Annotated in this window: 26 protein-coding genes and 1 riboswitch; of the genes, 12 read left to right on the top strand and 14 right to left on the bottom strand. The window is 38.2% G+C overall.

Going from position 1 to position 19,035, the window contains the following annotated elements; all coding sequences use genetic code 11:
• Positions 1 to 24 precede the first annotated feature (24 nt).
• Positions 25 to 456, top strand: coding sequence for a DUF4395 domain-containing protein (locus ACAN53_RS05075; protein ID WP_379967859.1), 432 nt, complete (start codon positions 25 to 27; stop codon positions 454 to 456).
• Between the two features lie 149 nt (positions 457 to 605).
• On the opposite strand, the gene ACAN53_RS05070 is transcribed toward ACAN53_RS05075, so the two are convergent.
• Positions 606 to 1,163, bottom strand: coding sequence for a hypothetical protein (locus ACAN53_RS05070; RefSeq protein ID WP_379967857.1), 558 nt, complete (start codon positions 1,161 to 1,163; stop codon positions 606 to 608).
• Between ACAN53_RS05070 and tnpA the strand changes: the two genes are divergently transcribed.
• Positions 1,130 to 1,480 (top strand): IS200/IS605 family transposase, encoded by a 351-nt coding sequence (tnpA, locus tag ACAN53_RS05065; RefSeq protein WP_379967855.1) that lies wholly within the window; start codon positions 1,130 to 1,132, stop codon positions 1,478 to 1,480. The genes ACAN53_RS05070 and tnpA overlap by 34 nt on opposite strands.
• Here the strand turns inward: tnpA and ACAN53_RS05060 are convergent.
• On the bottom strand, positions 1,457 to 2,038 hold the full coding sequence (locus tag ACAN53_RS05060) for an O-methyltransferase (protein WP_379967853.1): 582 nt from the start codon (positions 2,036 to 2,038) through the stop codon (positions 1,457 to 1,459). The genes tnpA and ACAN53_RS05060 overlap by 24 nt on opposite strands.
• 103 nt (positions 2,039 to 2,141) lie before the next feature.
• Positions 2,142 to 2,255, bottom strand: a riboswitch (SAM riboswitch).
• 259 nt (positions 2,256 to 2,514) lie between these two features.
• On the opposite strand from ACAN53_RS05060, the gene ACAN53_RS05055 reads away from it, so the two are divergent.
• A complete protein-coding gene (locus tag ACAN53_RS05055; protein ID WP_379967851.1) occupies positions 2,515 to 3,216 on the top strand; it encodes an MgtC/SapB family protein in 702 nt (233 codons plus the stop codon).
• 101 nt (positions 3,217 to 3,317) lie between these two features.
• On the opposite strand, the gene ACAN53_RS05050 is transcribed toward ACAN53_RS05055, so the two are convergent.
• The 6 genes from ACAN53_RS05050 to ACAN53_RS05025 form a co-directional block, all read right to left on the bottom strand.
• Positions 3,318 to 4,388 carry a sulfate ABC transporter substrate-binding protein gene (locus ACAN53_RS05050; protein WP_379967849.1) on the bottom strand — a complete coding sequence of 357 codons (1,071 nt, stop codon included), beginning with the start codon at positions 4,386 to 4,388 and terminating at the stop codon, positions 3,318 to 3,320.
• 31 nt (positions 4,389 to 4,419) lie between these two features.
• Complete coding sequence (locus tag ACAN53_RS05045) at positions 4,420 to 5,508, bottom strand: sulfate/molybdate ABC transporter ATP-binding protein (protein ID WP_379970263.1); 1,089 nt, start codon at positions 5,506 to 5,508, stop codon at positions 4,420 to 4,422.
• 5 nt (positions 5,509 to 5,513) lie between these two features.
• Entirely contained in the window at positions 5,514 to 6,311 is a 798-nt protein-coding gene (locus ACAN53_RS05040; protein ID WP_379967847.1) for a sulfate ABC transporter permease subunit, read from the bottom strand.
• Positions 6,308 to 7,114 carry a sulfate ABC transporter permease subunit CysT gene (gene cysT, locus ACAN53_RS05035; RefSeq protein ID WP_379967845.1) on the bottom strand — a complete coding sequence of 269 codons (807 nt, stop codon included), beginning with the start codon at positions 7,112 to 7,114 and terminating at the stop codon, positions 6,308 to 6,310. The genes ACAN53_RS05040 and cysT overlap by 4 nt, the downstream gene beginning before the upstream one ends.
• Positions 7,115 to 7,448: 334 nt before the next feature.
• Positions 7,449 to 8,054 carry a class I SAM-dependent methyltransferase gene (locus ACAN53_RS05030; protein ID WP_379967843.1) on the bottom strand — a complete coding sequence of 202 codons (606 nt, stop codon included), beginning with the start codon at positions 8,052 to 8,054 and terminating at the stop codon, positions 7,449 to 7,451.
• 178 nt (positions 8,055 to 8,232) lie between these two features.
• Complete coding sequence (locus ACAN53_RS05025; RefSeq protein ID WP_379967841.1) at positions 8,233 to 8,598, bottom strand: hypothetical protein; 366 nt, start codon at positions 8,596 to 8,598, stop codon at positions 8,233 to 8,235.
• Between the two features lie 265 nt (positions 8,599 to 8,863).
• Between ACAN53_RS05025 and ACAN53_RS05020 the strand changes: the two genes are divergently transcribed.
• From ACAN53_RS05020 to ACAN53_RS04990, 7 genes are all read left to right on the top strand, one after another.
• On the top strand, positions 8,864 to 9,067 hold the full coding sequence (locus ACAN53_RS05020) for a DUF1657 domain-containing protein (protein ID WP_379967839.1): 204 nt from the start codon (positions 8,864 to 8,866) through the stop codon (positions 9,065 to 9,067).
• A gap of 109 nt (positions 9,068 to 9,176) precedes the next feature.
• Entirely contained in the window at positions 9,177 to 9,632 is a 456-nt protein-coding gene (locus ACAN53_RS05015) for a YhcN/YlaJ family sporulation lipoprotein (RefSeq protein WP_379967837.1), read from the top strand.
• A gap of 28 nt (positions 9,633 to 9,660) precedes the next feature.
• Positions 9,661 to 10,137, top strand: a complete 477-nt coding sequence (gene spoVAC, locus ACAN53_RS05010; protein ID WP_379967835.1) for a stage V sporulation protein AC — start codon at positions 9,661 to 9,663, stop codon at positions 10,135 to 10,137.
• Positions 10,138 to 11,151: a stage V sporulation protein AD gene (gene spoVAD, locus ACAN53_RS05005; protein ID WP_379967833.1), complete on the top strand. Its 1,014-nt coding sequence runs from the start codon at positions 10,138 to 10,140 to the stop codon at positions 11,149 to 11,151.
• 5 nt (positions 11,152 to 11,156) lie between these two features.
• On the top strand, positions 11,157 to 11,504 hold the full coding sequence (gene spoVAE, locus ACAN53_RS05000) for a stage V sporulation protein AE (protein ID WP_379970262.1): 348 nt from the start codon (positions 11,157 to 11,159) through the stop codon (positions 11,502 to 11,504).
• A gap of 13 nt (positions 11,505 to 11,517) precedes the next feature.
• Complete coding sequence (locus ACAN53_RS04995; RefSeq protein WP_379967831.1) at positions 11,518 to 11,724, top strand: DUF1657 domain-containing protein; 207 nt, start codon at positions 11,518 to 11,520, stop codon at positions 11,722 to 11,724.
• Positions 11,725 to 11,732: 8 nt separating this feature from the next.
• Positions 11,733 to 12,602 carry a DUF421 domain-containing protein gene (locus ACAN53_RS04990; protein WP_379967829.1) on the top strand — a complete coding sequence of 290 codons (870 nt, stop codon included), beginning with the start codon at positions 11,733 to 11,735 and terminating at the stop codon, positions 12,600 to 12,602.
• Between the two features lie 5 nt (positions 12,603 to 12,607).
• Here the strand turns inward: ACAN53_RS04990 and ACAN53_RS04985 are convergent, their stop codons facing one another.
• Entirely contained in the window at positions 12,608 to 12,937 is a 330-nt protein-coding gene (locus ACAN53_RS04985; protein WP_379967827.1) for a thioredoxin family protein, read from the bottom strand.
• Positions 12,938 to 13,086: 149 nt separating this feature from the next.
• The gene (locus tag ACAN53_RS04980; RefSeq protein WP_379967825.1) at positions 13,087 to 13,593 is read right to left on the bottom strand and encodes a GNAT family N-acetyltransferase; all 507 of its coding nucleotides are present in this window, start codon (positions 13,591 to 13,593) and stop codon (positions 13,087 to 13,089) included.
• A 249-nt stretch (positions 13,594 to 13,842) separates the two neighbouring features.
• Between ACAN53_RS04980 and ACAN53_RS04975 the strand changes: the two genes are divergently transcribed.
• The gene (locus ACAN53_RS04975; protein ID WP_379967823.1) at positions 13,843 to 15,354 is read left to right on the top strand and encodes an FAD-dependent oxidoreductase; all 1,512 of its coding nucleotides are present in this window, start codon (positions 13,843 to 13,845) and stop codon (positions 15,352 to 15,354) included.
• Positions 15,355 to 15,443: 89 nt separating this feature from the next.
• On the opposite strand, the gene pgmB is transcribed toward ACAN53_RS04975, so the two are convergent.
• Positions 15,444 to 16,118 (bottom strand): beta-phosphoglucomutase, encoded by a 675-nt coding sequence (gene pgmB / locus ACAN53_RS04970; protein ID WP_379967821.1) that lies wholly within the window; start codon positions 16,116 to 16,118, stop codon positions 15,444 to 15,446.
• A gap of 127 nt (positions 16,119 to 16,245) precedes the next feature.
• On the opposite strand from pgmB, the gene ACAN53_RS04965 reads away from it, so the two are divergent.
• Complete coding sequence (locus ACAN53_RS04965; protein WP_379967819.1) at positions 16,246 to 16,572, top strand: DMT family transporter; 327 nt, start codon at positions 16,246 to 16,248, stop codon at positions 16,570 to 16,572.
• A 113-nt stretch (positions 16,573 to 16,685) separates the two neighbouring features.
• Here the strand turns inward: ACAN53_RS04965 and ACAN53_RS04960 are convergent, their stop codons facing one another.
• From ACAN53_RS04960 to ACAN53_RS04950, 3 genes are read right to left on the bottom strand one after another with little or no spacing between them, the layout of a single operon-like run.
• Complete coding sequence (locus ACAN53_RS04960; RefSeq protein WP_379967817.1) at positions 16,686 to 17,516, bottom strand: MetQ/NlpA family ABC transporter substrate-binding protein; 831 nt, start codon at positions 17,514 to 17,516, stop codon at positions 16,686 to 16,688.
• Between the two features lie 41 nt (positions 17,517 to 17,557).
• Positions 17,558 to 18,229 carry a methionine ABC transporter permease gene (locus ACAN53_RS04955; RefSeq protein ID WP_379967815.1) on the bottom strand — a complete coding sequence of 224 codons (672 nt, stop codon included), beginning with the start codon at positions 18,227 to 18,229 and terminating at the stop codon, positions 17,558 to 17,560.
• Positions 18,226 to 19,011: a methionine ABC transporter ATP-binding protein gene (locus ACAN53_RS04950; RefSeq protein ID WP_379967813.1), complete on the bottom strand. Its 786-nt coding sequence runs from the start codon at positions 19,009 to 19,011 to the stop codon at positions 18,226 to 18,228. The genes ACAN53_RS04955 and ACAN53_RS04950 overlap by 4 nt, the downstream gene beginning before the upstream one ends.
• Between the last annotated feature and the right edge of the window lie 24 nt (positions 19,012 to 19,035).

The following is a 19,035-nucleotide window of genomic DNA, read 5'->3' as shown; positions in this document are numbered from 1 at the left end:
CCCTATATGAAAGGTATGAATAAAATGTCACAAACAGTTCGGTCTATTCCTCGTCCTCTAGTTAGAACGAATCAATGGTTTATCGTAATAAGCGTAGTAGCGACATGGATTTCTGGTGAAGCATGGTTGCTGGCATTCCCGTTAGTTGCAGGTCTTATGGGTCTATTCTTTCAGTTTAATCCGGTAATGCGTTTGGCAAAATTATTTTTAAGAAAAAAACCGTCCGAATATGCTCTTGAAGATTGGGATCAACAACAATTCAATCAAATTATTGCAATTGCATGCTTAGCTGGTGGACTAATTAGTTATCTTGCAAACTGGACGCTTGTAGCATATATCTTTACAATAATGGTTGCTATTGCTGCATTTGTAGCAATTCTTGGTTTTTGTATTGGTTGCTTTATTCGATATCAATGGTTACAATACCGTTATCGGAAATCTATAAAACAATCTTAATAAAATAATCCCTTCTATATATGGAGGGATTATTTTATTTCCAGCCTTTTGTTCGTGTAAATAACATTAAGTTAGATGCATTACATAGTGAACCTCACCCACCAAATGTTACTGCACTTGGAAGGTGCTTCTCTTATCTTAGATACGATCTAAACCTCGCTGTGAGTCAACGCTGTTGGCTCTAATGCCAAGTAAAGACTAATGAGTGAAGATAAGGTCTGATTTGTTCTTTTTGCCAATTCAGGAACTTTTGCCTGAACGGACAACCTCTCCATTTCTGAAAAGGGTTTAAGGAGTTCTCGAATAAAGTATCTTGCTCCAATGTTGTAAGAAGCAGATAGGTCAGCATGATACACTTTGCCTGTTGTAAAAGTAGCCATATCCTTCTTCGGGTTACGGGTGACAAATCCACTTCCATCAAAAGCCAAAGCACTTGTATTGCGGGCGACAATATGGGAAATACGGAGACCAACATAGTGTGCCATTTCAGTTACCTTGTTTTGGATAGCAGTTTTGCGCCAGTAACGTAATGTAAATCGTAAACGCTTGGCTCCATAGAATCCCTTCGGGATTCTCATTTTTTTAAGGTACTCCAACACAATAACATCAGCGTTATGCTCTTTGGCAAATTGAATGATTTGGTGACAAGTATCGTTGATGATATAAGATTGAGATGAATGGAGAAGCCGACCATATCCATTTATCATTTGATGCTCCCCCTCAAATCCAATTATCTAAAATGATTAATAGCTATAAAACCGGCACTTCACGTTTAATCCGTAAGGAGTTTGCTGAACACTTGCAGAAATTTTACTGGAAACCTTATTTTTGGAGTCAAAGTTACATGGTGTTATCGACAGGCGGGGCAACCATTGATGTCATAAAGAAATACATCGAGGACAAGGAAAAAAAGAAAAGAGTTGATAAGAGGGCGACTAAACCCCACCAAATCGGAGATTTGGAAGGGGAATGCATCGCCTATTTTTGTTCAAAGAACAATCTATTCAGTTGTCTTTATCGCTAAAAGAATACCAGTACCCCAATCTACTTCTGTTATGACTAAATCACTTCTTTCACGTAACTTATGTATGAGCTTTGGTGCTTTCACACGGTACTCCTCGGGCACGCTCATATCAGGAAGTAAATCATGAATGACGTAAAATCCACCTACATTTAAATGATCTAACGTCTTATCCAAAAGTTCAAATTTTCCTGGCCATGTATCTGCAAAAATAAAATCAAACGTCTCCTCCATATTTCGAATAAAGACAGCTGCATCTTCACAACGAAATGTAACGCGTTTATCGTCTCCTAAATACGTGTGTGCTATTTTTTGAAGCGCAGGATCAATATCCACTGAAATAAGTGTACTCTCTTGGTCCATTCCGTCAACAATCCAAGCTGCAGATGCACCAGCTCCTGTCCCAAGCTCTAAAAATGTTCCGTGTGCTTTTGATGCTGCTAGCCCTTTTAATAAAAATCCTGTTTTCGTATCACATGACTGATGAAATCCTAGTAATTTCGAATGTGCTACAATTTTACCGTAAATATCTGGTGACTTCATCAACGTCTCTTTTTCCATATTGAACAACTCCCTCCTATTAATCTGTTATAGGTATACGAATGACATGTAAAAAATAAAAAGTGGCCTCTTTTATAAGAGGCCACGAGCTAACATTTTCGACCTCTTATCTTTCAGAGCAAACAAAAGTTACTCTGTTGGAATTAGCACCTTCCTATACGTACTAGGGGTTGCTGAGGTTTCGCAGGGCCTATCCCTCCACCTCTCTAGATAAGAATTTCATATTCAATATTTGAAAATTGTATGTACGATACACTTTCTATCGATTTGCTCTTAATAATATACCTATTCAACATATTCGTCAATTAAAGCCCCCTATTATACAAGTATATTTATTATTCATTCTTGCTTGATATATCCGGTAAAATATTGAAAACAGTTGACGCTTCCTAACTGATTCCTTCATAATACGGGTATTGATTAGAAATCATGTTATCTTCCTTATATAATACAAATATAGTATGGAGATGATACATATGCCATGGCAAGACATGGTAATTCGGCTCTTTATAGCTATACTCACTGGTGCATGTATTGGTACAGAACGTCAGTGGCGACACCGTATGGCCGGCATACGTACAAATGCTCTTGTTTCACTGGGAGCATGTTTATTCGTCATTTTATCTGTTTTGACACCAGGAGATAACAGTCAAACTCGAATTGCCGCCCAAGTGGTTAGCGGCATCGGTTTTTTAGGCGCAGGTGTTATTATGCGAGAAGGGTTTACTGTACGTGGATTAAATACAGCTGCTACATTATGGTGTTCTGCGGCCGTAGGAACGTTAGTTGGAGCAGGTTTTATAAAAGTAAGTATTATAGGAGCTATAGGTGTCGTGTTAGCAAATATCCTCCTCCGTCCAGTTGCGTTATTTATGAATAAAAAATCGAAAGCTCTTTCACAAGAAAACCTATTCTATGAAATTACAATATCCTGCTTAGATGAACATGAAGCAAGCATTCGAGAGGCACTGTCTCGGATGATACTATCAGAGGGACTTGCGTTACAAGAAATGTACAGTGAAGAAATCGAAAGCGGAAGCAAAGTATCCGTAAGAGCATTGCTTCATAGTGATAAATCGAAAGCTCTTTTAATAGAACAAATTGTTGGTAAGTTAAGTCTGGAACACGACGTTACTGCAATTGGATGGAAAACTCTTTCTGAACAAGAAGGGGATTAAGAAGTACTGAAATCAGTACTTCTTTACTTCGTTACATTCCTTGTATTCATAACCTACAAAAAACGCAAACCCCTTTGAAATTCGAATTATGAACGTAATCATTACTTCCCGGCAACAACTTGATCCCAAATACCACCATCGCCATAAAGGTCTTTCCCAACTTTACTCCAGCCGCCCAGATAATTAGTATCGAATAATCCTGCAGGTTGTTTGTATGTGTTGGCATTGGCTTTAGCCACGTCTGGATCAACTGAGCGGAACCCGCTTTGGACAAATATCTTTTGTGCATCCGGTGTCCACAGAAATTCCAAAAATGCTTCAGCAACTTTTCGGGTACCGTGCTTATCAACATACTTATCGACAATAGAAGCTGGATTTTCAATTGAGGTCGTATATTGAGGCACGATTTCCTCATACTTATTTCCCTTTTTGATGCGGTCAATCAGTTCATTTTCATAAGTAATGATGACGTCGCCAACTCCTTTATCAAATGTAGACATTGATTCCTCGCCACTTTTATCCAGTGATTTTACATTTTTATATACTTTACTAAGTAATACCTTGGCCTCAGCAGGATCTTGTTTCCCTGTTTTTTCTTCCGATATTTTTAACCCTGCTCCATAAATGGCATTTACATCCCATTTGGCGCCACCAGAAGTTTTCGGGTTAGGAACTAAAACTTGAACGCCTGGATTCGTTAAGTCCGACCAATCCTTAATGCCCTTTGGATTCCCCTCACGTACTCCGAATGCTGCGATTGACTTGGTAATAATGCCACTATGTGGTGCACTTTTCCAATCGTGAGTAATCAATCCTGCCTTTACAATCTTGTCGATATCTCCTTCAAGTGAAAGAGCGGCGATATCTGCCTCAAAGCCATTTGTAATGTTCTGAGCCTGCGCTCCAGATGCTTGATAGGACTCTTTGAATTCCACAGTTTGACCAGTCTTATTCTTCCATTCCTTTTGAAACAAAGGAAATATCGCTTCAAATTCATCCTTGATTGTAGAATAACCACCGATAGTTAATGTGACGGTACCGTTGTCTTTAGAAGCCGATGTGCCGGCTGTTTCAGAACTATTTGTTTTACTAGAAGAAGAGCAACCGGAAAGCACCACTGCTACAAGTAAAATAAGTATTGTGAAAAATGAATAAATCTGTTTCTTTGTCATACATTTCATCTCCTTATAAATAAATGATTGCTTATATGAAAACAGGCATTGGATCAATTTTGGATCGATTTTCCAACACACGGGTTTCTATAGGTGTAAACACTGAGAGCTGATGAATTAAAATATTAATCTTGTCTCCTGGCTGGAACACCTTTTGATTGATTGCTTGGAAGGCAAATAACCTAGTGTCATTTGCAAGCTTGATTTCCAGATACCAGGAATCACCGCGAAAGTGCACATGCGTGACAGTGCCTGCCTCCATGGCACTAGCAAGATACGATGTGTTTTCCGGGAGGACCTCAATCGCTTCCGGACGAATCAGTACTTGAACACCTGATTTCCATTGATCACCATTCTGATAGTCTAACAATTCTTGAAAACCTTGAAGTAATATTGGAACATCAAGCTTATTTGATTCGCCGATAAAAGATGCGACGAATGCCGAAGCCGGCTTATTGTATATTTCCCAAGGTGTGCCCTGCTGCTCAATTGTTCCTTTTTGGACGATAATAATTTGATCCGCAACCTCGATTGCTTCGTCTTGATCATGTGTCACAAAAATCGTAGTGATACCGAATTCACTAATCAAATTACGTAGCCACAGACGTAGCTCCTTACGAATTTTCGCGTCTATTGCGGCAAACGGTTCGTCGAGTAGTAGCAGTTTTGGTTCTGGTGCAAGCGCACGTGCAAAGGCAACACGTTGTCGTTGCCCGCCTGAAAGTTGGTCCGGGTATTTGTTTTCGGTACCTTCCAGTCCCATCAGTTTGAGAAGATAGAAAATGCGTTCCTTAATTACACTACCTCTCTGCTTTTTTACCTTCAGCCCATACGCTATATTTTCAAAGACTGTCATATGCTTGAACAAGGCGTAGTTTTGAAAGACAAATCCAATCCCGCGTTCTTGTACGGATAATGAATTGGCTAGCTTGCCATTAAAAAAGATTTCACCGGAATTCGGTTGCTCTAGACCGGCGAGCATACGTAAAATGGAAGTCTTGCCACCTCCACTTGGACCCAATAGTCCGACCAGATGTCCTTTTTGAATCCGAAAACTGGCTTTATGTATCGCTTGAAACTCCCCGAAATGTTTTTCTAACTCTTTCACTTCAATGTCCATAAGATTCATTCAACTTCCTTTCTTTTTTTCATCCATTCCAAAAACAGAAGGACCGTGACGGAAAAGAGTCCGAGCAGCAGTGCGACACTGTTAGCTGCAACCGTATGAAAATCGACGGAGTCTTGATAAACCAACGTGGTTGCTGTTTGTGTCTGATTGATGATATTACCTGACACGACGAGCACGGCACCAAATTCACCGACTGATCTTGCAACCGTAAGCACCAGCCCATAATATACTGCCCAGCGAATGGAAGGCCAAGTTACACGAAAAAAGGTACGGATTGGACTGGCACCCAAAGTAGCAGAAGCTTCTTCGGAAGTCACTCCAAGTTCCGATAGAACGGGAACAATCTCGCGAATCATCAGCGGGAATGTGACAAAAACCGTTGCCATTACCATACCGGGAAGTGCATAAACGATTTTCATTCCGGAGTTTTCAAAAAAAGCACCTAACAGCGTATTTGGTCCAAAAAGCAGGATAATCATCAAGCCACCGATTACGGGAGAAACGGCAAACGGTAAATCGATGATGGTATTGACCAAGGGACGAAGCCATTTTGATATCCAGGTACCGCGCACAATTTCTAGTGAAAGCAAAATGCCAATTACGGTATTCAGAAATGTGACTATAATTACGATAATCAGACTTACTGTTAAGGCATGAATAGCTTCCGGACGCTTCAAAGCTTCGAAAAACGGACCGAACCCTGTTGAAAAAGCCCCAAATACAATACTGGAAAAAGGCAGAATGAGAATCAGAACAAACAAAAATACAGTGATAGCAATAAAAATTCTTCTCATGCTTTCGTGCCCCTCCTTTTTTGAAATACATTGACCAGCCATAAGACGACTAAAGAAATGGTTATCAGCACAATAGAAACAGCGGCCGCGCCCTGAATGTTATAGTTTTCAATCTCACCATAAATGTACACTGAAGCAACCTGTGTTTTTCCCGGAATGTTACCAGAAATAAGCGAGATAGCACCGAATTCTGCCAATGCCCTGGAAAAGGACAACATACTTCCAGCTATAATACCAGGAACAATGGAAGGAAGCAGTACGTGAAAAAAAGTAAACACTTTGCCTGCTCCCAGCGTAAAACTTGCCTCTTCTTCAAACGGATCGAACTGCTCGATCATCGGCTGTACGGTTCGAATTACAAATGGAAACGTAATAAAAACCATGCCGATAACAATTGAGGATTGATTGTAAAGCAGATTGATGCCGGTGGAATTGAGCCATTTTCCAATTGGGCTTTGCGGACCTAACAGTGTCAGTAGCATTAAACCTGAAACTGCTGTAGGCAAGGAAAAGGGAAGATCAACCAAGCTGTTTAGCAATCTGCGCCCAATAAAACGATAACGAACTAAAACAAATGCGATAAAGGTTCCGATAACCGCCTGAATCAAGGTGGTTAAAATACTAAGCTTAAAGGTTAATAGAATCGCTTTCCAGGCAATGACACCGGAAATTTCTTTCCAAAAAGGCTCCCAGCCTAAAGAAAAACCTTTCACATAAACAGCTGCTATTGGCAATGCGACAAGGACGAAAAGATAACTAATAAGAATCGACCGTACCGCCGTACGATAACTATTTAAATTCATATCAACACTCCAATTAACTCGTAATATAAAAAAAGCACACAATGGTTCCAAATTGGAACATTATGCGCCTTCAGTTATCTGATCAGCTTATGTATATAATTGTGTTTTTTTCGATGAAAATTAAATTAATAATATCATACAATTCCTATTTGTCAACTTGATAATAGTTATTTTGATGATTCATTCAAAAATAATATTAATATTGTACATGAAAGATCAAGTGAAATTTGTCTCAGAGGTTTGTTCATAAACCCAAAGGATGAATTGAACCAACCTTGACTTTTACGAGCATTGTATCCCACTTAGACTAAAATATTTACCATGGAATTAATAATTATTTATGTTTTCGAATATTTTTAGGAGGTGTTTTTTCTTTTTTCTTTTTGATGTTTGCATACGAATCTCTTTTCTTAATCGCAAGAAACACATAATATCCATCGACTTCCCATATTTTCACACCGCCAAAAATGGCAGTTAGTTTATTTTTATACCAGTCCTTTCTTTTCGTAACCATGTATAGAGCACCGTCTTTACATAGCCGATTAAACCCTTTTTCAATAAATGCTTTAGGGACTGAAAAATCAGCATGATAAGGAGGATGGGAAATAATTTTTGTAAAACCTGTTTCTTGTACATTTGAGAATCCATCACTTACTTCAACATCTATTTCAGGAACATTATTTAATATAGCATTTTGCTTGGCAACCAAAACGGCTTCTTTATCATTATCAACCATCGTTACATGACTTGCACCGATTTGTTTTGCTGCTAAAATCCCAACGACCCCATAACCACAACCGAGATCACATACTTTATCATTTTCATTAAAATCAATAACAGACAACATGGATAATGTCCCCTTATCAATATGCTTTGGAGAAAATAATCCATTATTTGTATCAAATTTCAATTCTATATCTTTTATAGTCGTTTGTAACATTAGAATGTACTTCCTTTATTCTTATTTTTACGTTTCTAACTATATCATGAAATTCTTATAATGAGTAATTTGAAAAAACTTGGTCCTAGGGCAAATAAGAACGCTACCTGCTTAAAAAAGTAGCGTTCTTGCATAGTTTTTAATTGCTGTTACATTCATCAAGAATTTACACACTTTACTAATATGTGATTACCTGACCATACGGATAGCCATAGTCTCCGTAATACGGCGCCGGATAAGGTACTGGATATGGGTATGGTGCCGGATACGGATAGCCATATCCATATCCTGGTGTTAATAATGCACCTGCTGTTAATCCTGCAATAAATGGGAATCCAAAACCTCCAAATCCAAAGCCTGGACGACCAAACCCTCCAAATCCAAAGCCCGGACGGCCAAAGCCTCCAAATCCAAAACCTGGGCGACCAAAGCCTCCAAATCCAAAACCTGGACGACCGAATCCTCCAAATCCAAAACCCGGACGGCCGAATCCTCCAAAATGGTGTCCTCCAAATCCTCCAATAGGACGACGCTCATCAATCATGTTTGTTAACCTCCTTTTATTGTTTTCGTGCTGTATTCATTTTCACAGTATGCATGGCAACTTCAAAGGGCATAGGCATTTAGCTTCTACCACAGTAAAAGGACAAAACTGACAATCTAATTTGTGTGTTTGACTAATGCGACAATGAATGCTTTTTTATGATCAAAAGACAAGTGATACATATGTTGTAATATTTGGAAACTATACTTTTGGCTTAAAAAGAGCAATCTATATTTGACTTTCATTTCATAGGAGGAAACGACATATGACTGTAATTAATCAATTAAAGCAAACCATTTCTGGTTTAAAAAGTGCGCAAGCAAGTTTGGAAGGATTTGCAATAGCAACTGATAATCAACAAGCAAAACAAACCTATCAAAGTGCTGCCAAGCAAGCGCAAACGATCATTGACACCCTGGCACCACGAATGCAAGAAGTAGAACTAGAAGAACCGCAATATAAGTCATAATATCGCTCGTTTCATCAATAAACGAAAAAAGAGAAAAAAGGGTGATTTTCAATCATCCTTTTTTCCAAACCAAAGCATTGCTTACTTTATTACGAAATGGAATGATAGTATGCCAAAAATAATGCTCTATTGCTTGGCTTTCCTATTTATGCAAATCAGCTTAGTTGGATGTACAAAGCTGCCAGAAACCAAAACAGCAAAACAAAACGTACAAACGCAAAATGTAAGTATGGTAGAAAATCAATCTCCTGCCGTTCAAGCACAGGATAAAATCTCTACATTAGAAGGAATAGTGTCCGTAAAAGCTGTAAATGCAGGAAATGATCTTTATGTAGCAGCAAAGCCTGCTCAATATAAACGATTCCAATTAAAGGCGTTACGTAAGGAAATTTCAAATAAGCTCCAGGAAACTTTGCCTTCTTATAACTATCACGTTAGCTTAGACGGTAAAATTTATAAGCTAGTCGAACAGCTACAAAGTGAAATAAATAAAAAAGAAATTGATGCTGCAACCATTGTAAAAGAAGGGAAAATAATCCACTCAGAAATGAATTCTGATACATAAAGAATCCATATGGAAAGGATGACGTCGTATGTCTAGTAAGCAAAAAAATATGACACCTGTACAGCAGGAATATCAAACGCTCGCAAAGACGCATGAAACAAAACGACCTATTATTAAAAACTGTGTAAAAGCTTTTTTTGTTGGAGGATTCATCTGTATCATTGGTCAGTTTATTTCCCTTTTTTATACAACCTACTTTGACTTTACAGAACGATCCGCGGGCAATCCAACTGTAGCGACTCTTATTTTTATATCGATGCTATTAACTGGTTTCGGTGTGTACGACCGCATTGCGCAGTTTGGGGGTGCAGGTACTGCTGTTCCTGTAACAGGATTTGGTAATTCTGTTATCTCTGCTTGTATCGAACATCGGACTGAGGGGTTTGTGTTGGGAGTAGGCGGAAATATGTTTAAAATGGCCGGTTCTGTCATATTATTTGGCGTCTTTTCCGCATTTGTAATTGCTATTATTAAAACGATACTCATTCACTGGGGAGGATTTTAAATGCAAGAAGGTCATCAAACTTGGAGATTTGAGCATACACCTACTATCCTCTCAACCGGAGTAACTGGCGGACCATTTGAAGCAAATGGAGCAATTGCTGAAGATTTTGATTCGTTGCATGGGGATTTATGGCTTGGACAAGATTCCTATGAAAAAGCGCATCGCGTTCTATTTGAGGAAGCTTGCAAACGTGCAACTGAAAAAGCAAAGCTTCGAACGCAGGATGTACAGTTTTTATTAGGTGGGGATTTAATAAATCAAATAACCCCTACAAGCTTTGCAAGTCGTCTACTTGGAATTCCCTACTTAGGTTTGTTCGGTGCTTGTTCCACCTCAATGGAAGGTCTATCTTTAGCTGCTCTCATTATTAATAGTAAATGTGCTAATTATGTATTAACCGGAGCTTCCAGTCATAACGCAGCTGTTGAAAAACAGTTTCGCTATCCAACAGAATACGGAGGACAAAAACCTCCTACTGCCCAGTGGACAGTTACAGGAGCAGGAGTTGCCCTGCTTTGCGCTCAAGGGGACGGTCCCTTTGTCACATCTGCTACCATAGGTAAAGTTGTAGATATGGGATTAAGTGATCCTTTTAATATGGGGGGGGCAATGGCACCTGCTGCTGTTGACACAATTGAGGCTCATTTACGTGACCGACAAATTGATGCAGCTTACTATGATTTAATTGTAACAGGTGATTTAGGGAAAATCGGAAGAGAAATTGCTCTTCATTTACTCCGCAAACATGGACATTCTATAAACGATGAACAATTTCAAGATTGTGGATTACTGATTTATAGCAAAGATCAACCTGTTTTTTCGGGGGCAAGTGGACCTGGATGCTCCGCTACCGTTGTATATGGTCATTTATTAAATCGAATGAAAAATGGAGAATTCAAAAAAATGTTAGTTGTAGCTACAGGAGCTTTGCTTTCACCTTTATCATTCCAACAGAAGGAAACAATACCATGTATCGCGCACGCTGTATCCATAGAATATGGAGGTGTTCACTAATGGCCATGTTTATCTCAGCATTCGTTGTTGGAGGTTTTATCTGCGTAATCGGTCAGCTTTTATTTGACGTTGCAAAGTTAACTCCTGCTCATACGATGGTTGTACTTGTCGTAACAGGAGCGATTTTAGATGGTTTTAATTTATACGAACCGCTTATTGATTTTGCTGGTGCCGGTGCTACAGTGCCCATTACGAGCTTTGGAAACGCTCTTGTGCACGGAGCCATGGCCGAGGGAGAAAAACACGGTCTCGTTGGAGTTATAACAGGAATGTTTAAAGTAACGAGTGCAGGTATTTCTGCAGCAATTATTTTCGGCTTTATCGGAGCACTACTTTTTAAACCAAAGGGATAAGGAGAGCAATTGGATGACAATCGTAGCAAATGTTAAATCATGTTTAGCTAGTGTGAAAGGCGCACAGTCTAGTTTAAGTGTATTAGCCCAAGATACCGTAGATAACCATACAAAGCAACTGTTTCACGAATGCATGATGGAATTAGACGACGTTATTTCCGATTTACAAAAAAGAATATCCCATTTAGAAAACGAAGAACCACAATATAAAGGAATGTAAGAAAGGAATTGATTTTCATGCCAGAATGGTTAATGGTAATCGTTCGATCCTTAAGTATATTAGCTATACTATTCTTTATCACAAAACTTCTAGGTAAACGACAAATATCACAGCTTTCCTATTTTGAATATATTGGCGGTATGACAATTGGTGACATAGCTGCAGAAGTATCAACCGGGCTTGAACAAAATTATACACACGGAGTCTTTAGTATTCTTGTATTTTCCATGATTCCATTCTTGGCAGGACTACTCGCACTAAAAAATAAAAAGATACGAGATTTCGTGGAAGGAAAAGCTACGGTTGTAATAAAAGACGGGAAAATACTTGAAGATAATTTAAAAAAAGAAAAATACACCAGCGACGAATTACTGGAGTTACTTCGAAAAAAGGATGTATTTCGCGTAGCAGATGTTGAATTTGCTGTACTTGAAGCGGCTGGTGAGTTAAATGTACTCGTAAAAAAAGAAAACCAACCTCTTACCCCTAGCATGGTAGGATTACAAGTAGCTACTGAAAAAGAACCACAAACTGTTATTATGGATGGAAAAATACTAGATGAACCACTAACAGCTAGTGGTCACAATCGACATTGGCTTCTTAGTGAACTAAAAAAAATAGGCATTTCCCAAGACAATGTCTTTATTGGACAAGTTGACAGCACTGGTGTGTTAACTGTCGATGTGTACGATGATAAGATTCAAGTTCCATCATCCCAGGAAAAGCCCTTACTTCTTGCGACTTTAAAAAAATGTCAAGCAGATTTAGAATTGTTTTCACTTGAAACAGAATCTAGAAATGCCGCAGACATGTATCATGCTCATTCAGAAAGGCTAGAAAATATTATCAATAAAATAGCATTTCTACTAAAGGAATAATATATTCATGATTCTTCAGTCACTTCGTATATTTGTTGTAATTTTCTCTCGAATTCGCTGAACACAACAAATCGAGATTCTCTAAACATTTCTTTTCCATTTAAAAACATAATTATTGTAGGGGCAGAGAAAACCAAATATTCACCAGAAACTTGCGGTGTTTCTTCGAGAGATACAAGGATAGAATGTATTTTCGGAAAACGCTCCAATACATCTTCTGCTTGTGCAAGTACCGCATCACATACACCGCACTGTACAGTTTTAATAAAAAGTAAAGACATTTGATTATTTGAAATAATTCCTTTTATTTCTTCCATATTTTGAATTTTATCCATACCAATTCTAGCTCCTTCTTTTCGTTTCACCTTTCTTTTATTGTACGCAAATTTATATGAAACTAAAAATTAGTTGCTTGAACATATACATACATCACACGCAGGTATTATCTTGAGAACGTCGATTTATTTTGTAAAATTCAGTTTTTTTACGAAAACAAGCTTTTTTCCATACAAATATAAGGATCGTTCCGAAAAGGGAACTTTATTTGTCCTCTCTTTTCAAAACCAGCTCGTTCATACATGGTGACAGCATGAGGATTTTTCGTATATACATCTAACCGTATACTAAGATGACCATGCTCTCTGGCAAATTGTAGTGCAAACTGCATCAGTTGTCTTCCGATTCCCTTACCCTGATGCCCCGGATGTACAGCTAAGCGATGAATAACTAAAGGTGTTCCCTCCATCTCATTCCACGTAATTTGTTTATATTTTGCGCTTTGATTTGTGTTTAGTACGATTACCCCTACATACGTTGATTCTTCTTTTATACCGTATACATATCCGTTCTTTATATCCTCACGTATAACAAAAGAATTTGGATAAAAACGATCCCATTGATAAATTTCATTTGCTCGTAATTCTTTCACAACAGCCTTATAAATCCCCATAATTTTCTTTGCATCAGACAGCTGCACTTTCGTTATTTCCATTGTTCCCCTCTCCTTTTCCTCAATCATAAATTAACAAAATTTGTTTATAATCACTATCACTTATTTAGACATTATAATTTATTATTAATCAATCTCGTCCTTAAATAAAACCCTTACAATTGAAGGATATTTATGTGAATGAAAGGATATTGTATCTCCTGTTATTTTTCTTATTACCGATAATCATGTATGTTTCTTTCCTTTTAATAGAAACATAAGGATATATCTGTTACTTAGGAGGACAAACTTATGAATCATAATGAACAAACAAATTCGTTTTGGAGAGCGTCATCCCAACAATCATCCTTTCAAAAGCTTTCATCTGATATAAAAGTTGACGTCGCAATTGTTGGAGGTGGCATCTCGGGTATTACAACTGCCTACTTGCTTGCAAAGGAAGGGCTATGTGTAGCATTGCTAGAGGCTGACAAAATTATAAACGGGACTACTGGCCATACAACTGCAAAGATTTCTGCACAGCACAATGTAATCTATCATGAACTCCTAGAGCATATTGGCGAAGATAAAGCAAAATTATATTACAATGCAAACCACGATGCCCTGCAATTTATTAAAAACATGATCGACGAGTATAACATACATTGCGATTTTTCACAGGAGCATTCGTATCTGTATAGTACCACTGAACAATCTGCAAAACTGCTAGAACAAGAATACAAGGCATATGAAAGGCTATCCATTTCGGGAGAACTAAGTGAGACGTTACCGGTTTCCATCCCGGTTACGTTAGCACTCATTATGAAAAATCAAGCTCAATTTCATCCGGTTCATTACTTACAACACCTCGTCGACTTATTTACGAAAGCAGGTGGAAGCATCTATGAACACACAGTAGCCATCGACGTGCATGAAGGAATTCATCCACGCGTTATTACAAAAGACGGTCCAATCGTTACATGTGATTATGTTATTTCTTGCTCGCACTTTCCATTTTATGACGGAAAAGGTCTCTACTTTACAAGAATGTATGCAGAACGCTCCTATGTATTGGCGGTAAAGACCAAACAACCTTTTCCAGGAGGAATGTACCTAAGCGTTGATGAACCTGTTCGTTCCTTACGATATACGATGGATAACGGAGAAAAACTTGTACTAGTTGGCGGAGAAAGTCATAAAACAGGACAAGGTATCGATACAGTTTTACACTACGAGGCATTGCAATCCTTTGCAGATGAAGTTCTAGGTGTAGAAACTATTGAGTATCGGTGGTCTGCACAAGATTTACTCACGCTAGATAAGCTTCCTTACATTGGAAATATCACCTCTGAGCATCCGAATATACTTGTTGCAACAGGTTATAAAAAATGGGGAATGACTACCGGAACTGCAGCGGCCTTACTCATTCGAGATATTATTATGGAACGAAGCAATCCGTACCGAAATCTATTTACTCCTTCCCGCTTTCTAGCCGATCCAAGCATTAAACATTTTCTTACGCAAAACGGAGATGTGGCAAAACATCTAATAGAGGGGAAGCTGGAATTTCCTTTACGAACTCCTGAAGAACTAATCAACGAAGAAGGTTCTGTTGTTCGTGTCAATGGTAAACGTGCAGGTGCCTATAAAGATTGTAATGGTGTGCTCCATCTTGTTGATACCACGTGTACCCACCTTGGCTGTGAGGTAGAATGGAACGATGGGGAATCAACATGGGACTGTCCTTGTCACGGATCTCGCTTTTCATTCAATGGAGATGTGTTAGAAGGACCTGCGAAAAAACCACTTGATAGGTTAACATGATGAAAAAACTATACAAATACATTCCCATTCTATTTGCCAAGGGAATGTATTTGTATATGCGAACGTTTACTTTAACGAGTATACTCAAATTACATGCTAGCAGTAAATCCTGCAACAAGTTTATCAAATTGTAATTCATCAGTTCCATTAACCGCATAATCTGCTTTTTCCATTGCTCCCGGTGTTCCCACTCCGACTGCATACATGCCTGCCGCTTTAATTGCTTCCACACCTGCTGCCGCATCTTCTACCCCTATGCATGATTCGTAAGGAACCATAAGGCTATCGGCAGCTTTTAAAAAGATTTCTGGATTTGGTTTTCCATTTGCAATAGTAGCTGCATCTACAATCGTATCAAAGAAAGACTGTATTCCTAAACGTTCAATAACTAGACTGGCATTTTTACTTGCAGAGGCTAATCCGATTTTTATTCCATTCGCTTGTAAGGCTTGTAGCAAATCCATAATACCTGGTAATACATCTTTTTCAGAAATGGTACCAATTAACTCCTTGTAATGATCATTTTTCTTTGTAGCTAACGTTTCTTTTTCCTCGAAAGTAAAATCGTGCTCCTGTTTTCCATGTGTCAAAATGAGTTCCAATGATTCCATACGGCTTATCCCCTTCAGTCGTTCATTAAACGCACGGTCCATAGGGATTCCTAGTTCATCAGCAAGCTGCTTCCATGCTAAATAATGAAGTTCGGCACTATCTGTAATGACCCCATCTAAATCAAAAATAAACGCTTTAACTTGATTTGGCATATGATAATCCTCACTTTCCACATTATACGATTTTATGCTATCATTTTTTTTAATGGAATGAAATCCTTTTCAGTTGTAGAAACCATTTAAAAATAATGATGTACATACCTATATAAAGGGGAAAATTATGAAGGCATATCTATTTTTAGCTATTGCAATACTAACCGAAATATTTGGAAGTTCTATGCTAAAAGCTTCCGATGGATTTTCTAAATTATATCCGAGTATTGGTGTCTTAATCGGATATGTATCCGCCTTCTATTTTCTATCTTTAGCGCTGCAGTCCCTGTCACTGAGCGTCTCTTATGCCATATGGTCTGGAGTTGGAACAGCATTAACAGCCATTGTAGGTGTGCTTATTTGGAAAGAAACGATTTCCATACAGGGTGGGATTGGAATTGTACTTATTATTGTAGGGGTTATTATGTTGAATGTAGGGAAATCATCTGTTTGAGGAGAAAATATTAAAAAAACGGATTTTTATAAGAAAACCTACCTGACTTTTCATAATTACTAGACAGGTAGGTTTTCTTATCAAGCTTAAATTACAACTTAATAATTTTCATATTAAAACGCAGGTACTACCGCTACTCCATATTTGTCTTCTATAAATTTCTTCACTTCTGGTGTTGTCAATGCCGCGTCTAGCTTCTTAATCTCTTCACGGTTTTCATCCCCTTTGCGAACAACAATTACATTGGCATAAGGTGAGTTTTTATCTTCACGGAATAACGCTGATTTAGGATCTATTTTTGCTTCTAACACTACGTTCGTATTAATAATTGCTCCATCCAAATCCTGCAAAGAACGAGCGAGTGTTGGAGCTTCCGCTTCTACAAATTGAAGTTTTTTCGGATTTTCAACAATATCCTTTGGTGTTGCCTGATACGTTGTAATGCCATCCTTTAACTTTATAAGTCCTTGCTGCTGAAGTAATGTAAGTGCTCGATACTCATTAGACGGATTGTTTGGGATACCAATCTTTGCTCCTTCTTTAATATCATCCTTTGATTTTAATTTATTTGAATAGAAACCAATTGGTTCAACATGAACCTTTGTTGTAACAACAAAATCAAATCCTTTTTCCGTTTTTACAGAATCTAAATACGGAACATGCTGAAAATAGTTTGCATCAATTTGTTTATCTTTTAAAGATGGATTTAATAAATCCTCGCTGTCTAGAACAACGACTTCTAGATTAATCCCTTGTTCCTTCAATTTCGGTTTAATGAAATTTAAAATTTCAGCATGAGGAACTGCTGCTGCTCCTACTTTGAGCGTAATTTCCTTTTTGGCATCTGTTCCACTTGTTTTTGCTGTTCCATTACTGCATCCAGTAGCAAAGGCTGCGAATAAAAGAATAAATGTAAAGATTACCCCAATATATTTCTTTGTCATACATACACATCCATTTCCATTTTATTGTTTTGCATACTCTACTATTGATCAAATTTGTATCGCTTTTTGTTAATTGATTTTGCGATAAAATTCCCGGTCCATTGAATCAAAGCAACGATAAGAATAATGAATAATACCGTAGAAAACAAAATATCCTCTCGAAATCGTTGGTAGCCAAATCGAATAGCTAAACTACCTAATCCACCAGCTCCAATTGCACCTGCAACAGCTGTAAATTCTGTTATACCAATGACTCCTATCGTCACCCCTCGTACGAGAGCAGGAAGCGCTTCCGGTATAAGTACTTTAAATATGATGGTAGAGCGTGATGCTCCGATTGATTTCGCAGCTTCAATTTTCCCCGCACTCACCTCCTTTAATGAGTTTTCAATGATACGGCCAATAAACGGAGCTGCCCCGATTGATAGCGAAACAATCGCAGCGGTCGGCCCAAGTGTTGTACCAACAACGAGTCGTGAAAACGGCAAGAGCAATACGACTAATATAATAAAAGGAATCGAACGTATCCCATTTATTACTGTACTTATGACTGTATGTAATTTAAGAGATTCTAGAATTCCTCCTTTTTCAGTTACAACAATCGTTACACCAAGAAATAATCCAAGAATAATTGCAAATACTGAAGACCAAAACACCATATAGAGCGTCTCTATTAATCCTTTCCAGAGCAATTCAACTAAATCCGGATTCATATTACGCCTCCCATATGGTCCCAAGCCTCTCGCTTTTGACGGTAATATTCTAGTATTCTGACAAACCGTCTTGCTGTTTCACTAGATGGATGTAAGAAAAACGAATCAACACTTCCTGTTTCAATTATTTTCCCATTTTCTAACACAGCCATGTTGTTACATATATGCCCCAACACATCGAGCTCATGTGTGATAAGAACAATTGTTAGATTCAGCTTGCGATTAATGTCCTGTAATAACTCTAAGATGGAATAGGTTGTTTGCGGATCAAGTGCAGATGTAGCTTCATCACATAGAAGCACATGCGGATCATTTACTAATGCTCGCGCAATACCGACACGTTGCTTTTGACCGCCGCTCAACGCAGCAGGATATGCCATACCTTTGTCGCTCAGATTAACAAGTTCCAATAGTTCCGTTACCTTTTTATCAATATCTGACTTTTTTTGACCAGCGATTTGTAAAGGAAATGCAATGTTTTGAAAGACGGTCATCGAATCAAATAGATTAAAGTGCTGAAAAATCATACCGATCTTTCGTCTCGCTAACTGCAATTCTTTTTCCCCTAGCTCTGTAATCCGTTGTCCTGCAATTTCTATACTTCCTTCACTCGGATCCTCCAACCGATTTAAGCAGCGAATCAACGTCGATTTCCCCGCACCACTAAACCCAATAATTCCAAAAATATCGCCTTTTTCTATTTTTAGATTAATATGATCGAGTGCTTGTATCGTCTGTTTTGAAGTTTTATACACTTTACTTACATCTTTCACAACAATCATGTAGCCACCCTCTTTCTTTATATC

The sequence above is a fragment of the Ectobacillus soli genome, from assembly GCF_042610425.1.
Classification (GTDB): Bacteria; Bacillota; Bacilli; order Bacillales; family Bacillaceae_G; genus Ectobacillus.
Note: the sequence above shows the minus strand (reverse complement) of the source record. Positions and strands in the feature narration are given on the sequence as shown.

Coding starts and splice junctions, on each gene's coding strand:
- ACAN53_RS04980 (WP_379967825.1), bottom strand. CDS start 13,593: ATGGAAATAACGAAAGTGCAGCTGTCTGATGCAAAGAAAATTATGGGG.
- spoVAE (WP_379970262.1), top strand. CDS start 11,157: ATGTTTATCTCAGCATTCGTTGTTGGAGGTTTTATCTGCGTAATCGGT.
- cysT (WP_379967845.1), bottom strand. CDS start 7,114: ATGAATTTAAATAGTTATCGTACGGCGGTACGGTCGATTCTTATTAGT.
- tnpA (WP_379967855.1), top strand. CDS start 1,130: ATGAATGGAGAAGCCGACCATATCCATTTATCATTTGATGCTCCCCCT.
- pgmB (WP_379967821.1), bottom strand. CDS start 16,118: ATGCCAAATCAAGTTAAAGCGTTTATTTTTGATTTAGATGGGGTCATT.
- ACAN53_RS05045 (WP_379970263.1), bottom strand. CDS start 5,508: ATGGACATTGAAGTGAAAGAGTTAGAAAAACATTTCGGGGAGTTTCAA.
- ACAN53_RS05075 (WP_379967859.1), top strand. CDS start 25: ATGTCACAAACAGTTCGGTCTATTCCTCGTCCTCTAGTTAGAACGAAT.
- ACAN53_RS04985 (WP_379967827.1), bottom strand. CDS start 12,937: ATGGATAAAATTCAAAATATGGAAGAAATAAAAGGAATTATTTCAAAT.
- ACAN53_RS05020 (WP_379967839.1), top strand. CDS start 8,864: ATGACTGTAATTAATCAATTAAAGCAAACCATTTCTGGTTTAAAAAGT.
- ACAN53_RS05025 (WP_379967841.1), bottom strand. CDS start 8,598: ATGATTGATGAGCGTCGTCCTATTGGAGGATTTGGAGGACACCATTTT.
- ACAN53_RS04995 (WP_379967831.1), top strand. CDS start 11,518: ATGACAATCGTAGCAAATGTTAAATCATGTTTAGCTAGTGTGAAAGGC.
- ACAN53_RS05070 (WP_379967857.1), bottom strand. CDS start 1,163: ATGATAAATGGATATGGTCGGCTTCTCCATTCATCTCAATCTTATATC.
- ACAN53_RS05030 (WP_379967843.1), bottom strand. CDS start 8,054: ATGTTACAAACGACTATAAAAGATATAGAATTGAAATTTGATACAAAT.
- ACAN53_RS04950 (WP_379967813.1), bottom strand. CDS start 19,011: ATGATTGTTGTGAAAGATGTAAGTAAAGTGTATAAAACTTCAAAACAG.
- ACAN53_RS05055 (WP_379967851.1), top strand. CDS start 2,515: ATGCCATGGCAAGACATGGTAATTCGGCTCTTTATAGCTATACTCACT.
- ACAN53_RS05050 (WP_379967849.1), bottom strand. CDS start 4,388: ATGACAAAGAAACAGATTTATTCATTTTTCACAATACTTATTTTACTT.
- ACAN53_RS04955 (WP_379967815.1), bottom strand. CDS start 18,229: ATGAATCCGGATTTAGTTGAATTGCTCTGGAAAGGATTAATAGAGACG.
- spoVAD (WP_379967833.1), top strand. CDS start 10,138: ATGCAAGAAGGTCATCAAACTTGGAGATTTGAGCATACACCTACTATC.
- ACAN53_RS04965 (WP_379967819.1), top strand. CDS start 16,246: ATGAAGGCATATCTATTTTTAGCTATTGCAATACTAACCGAAATATTT.
- ACAN53_RS05060 (WP_379967853.1), bottom strand. CDS start 2,038: ATGGAAAAAGAGACGTTGATGAAGTCACCAGATATTTACGGTAAAATT.
- spoVAC (WP_379967835.1), top strand. CDS start 9,661: ATGTCTAGTAAGCAAAAAAATATGACACCTGTACAGCAGGAATATCAA.
- ACAN53_RS05040 (WP_379967847.1), bottom strand. CDS start 6,311: ATGAGAAGAATTTTTATTGCTATCACTGTATTTTTGTTTGTTCTGATT.
- ACAN53_RS04975 (WP_379967823.1), top strand. CDS start 13,843: ATGAATCATAATGAACAAACAAATTCGTTTTGGAGAGCGTCATCCCAA.
- ACAN53_RS04960 (WP_379967817.1), bottom strand. CDS start 17,516: ATGACAAAGAAATATATTGGGGTAATCTTTACATTTATTCTTTTATTC.
- ACAN53_RS05015 (WP_379967837.1), top strand. CDS start 9,177: ATGCCAAAAATAATGCTCTATTGCTTGGCTTTCCTATTTATGCAAATC.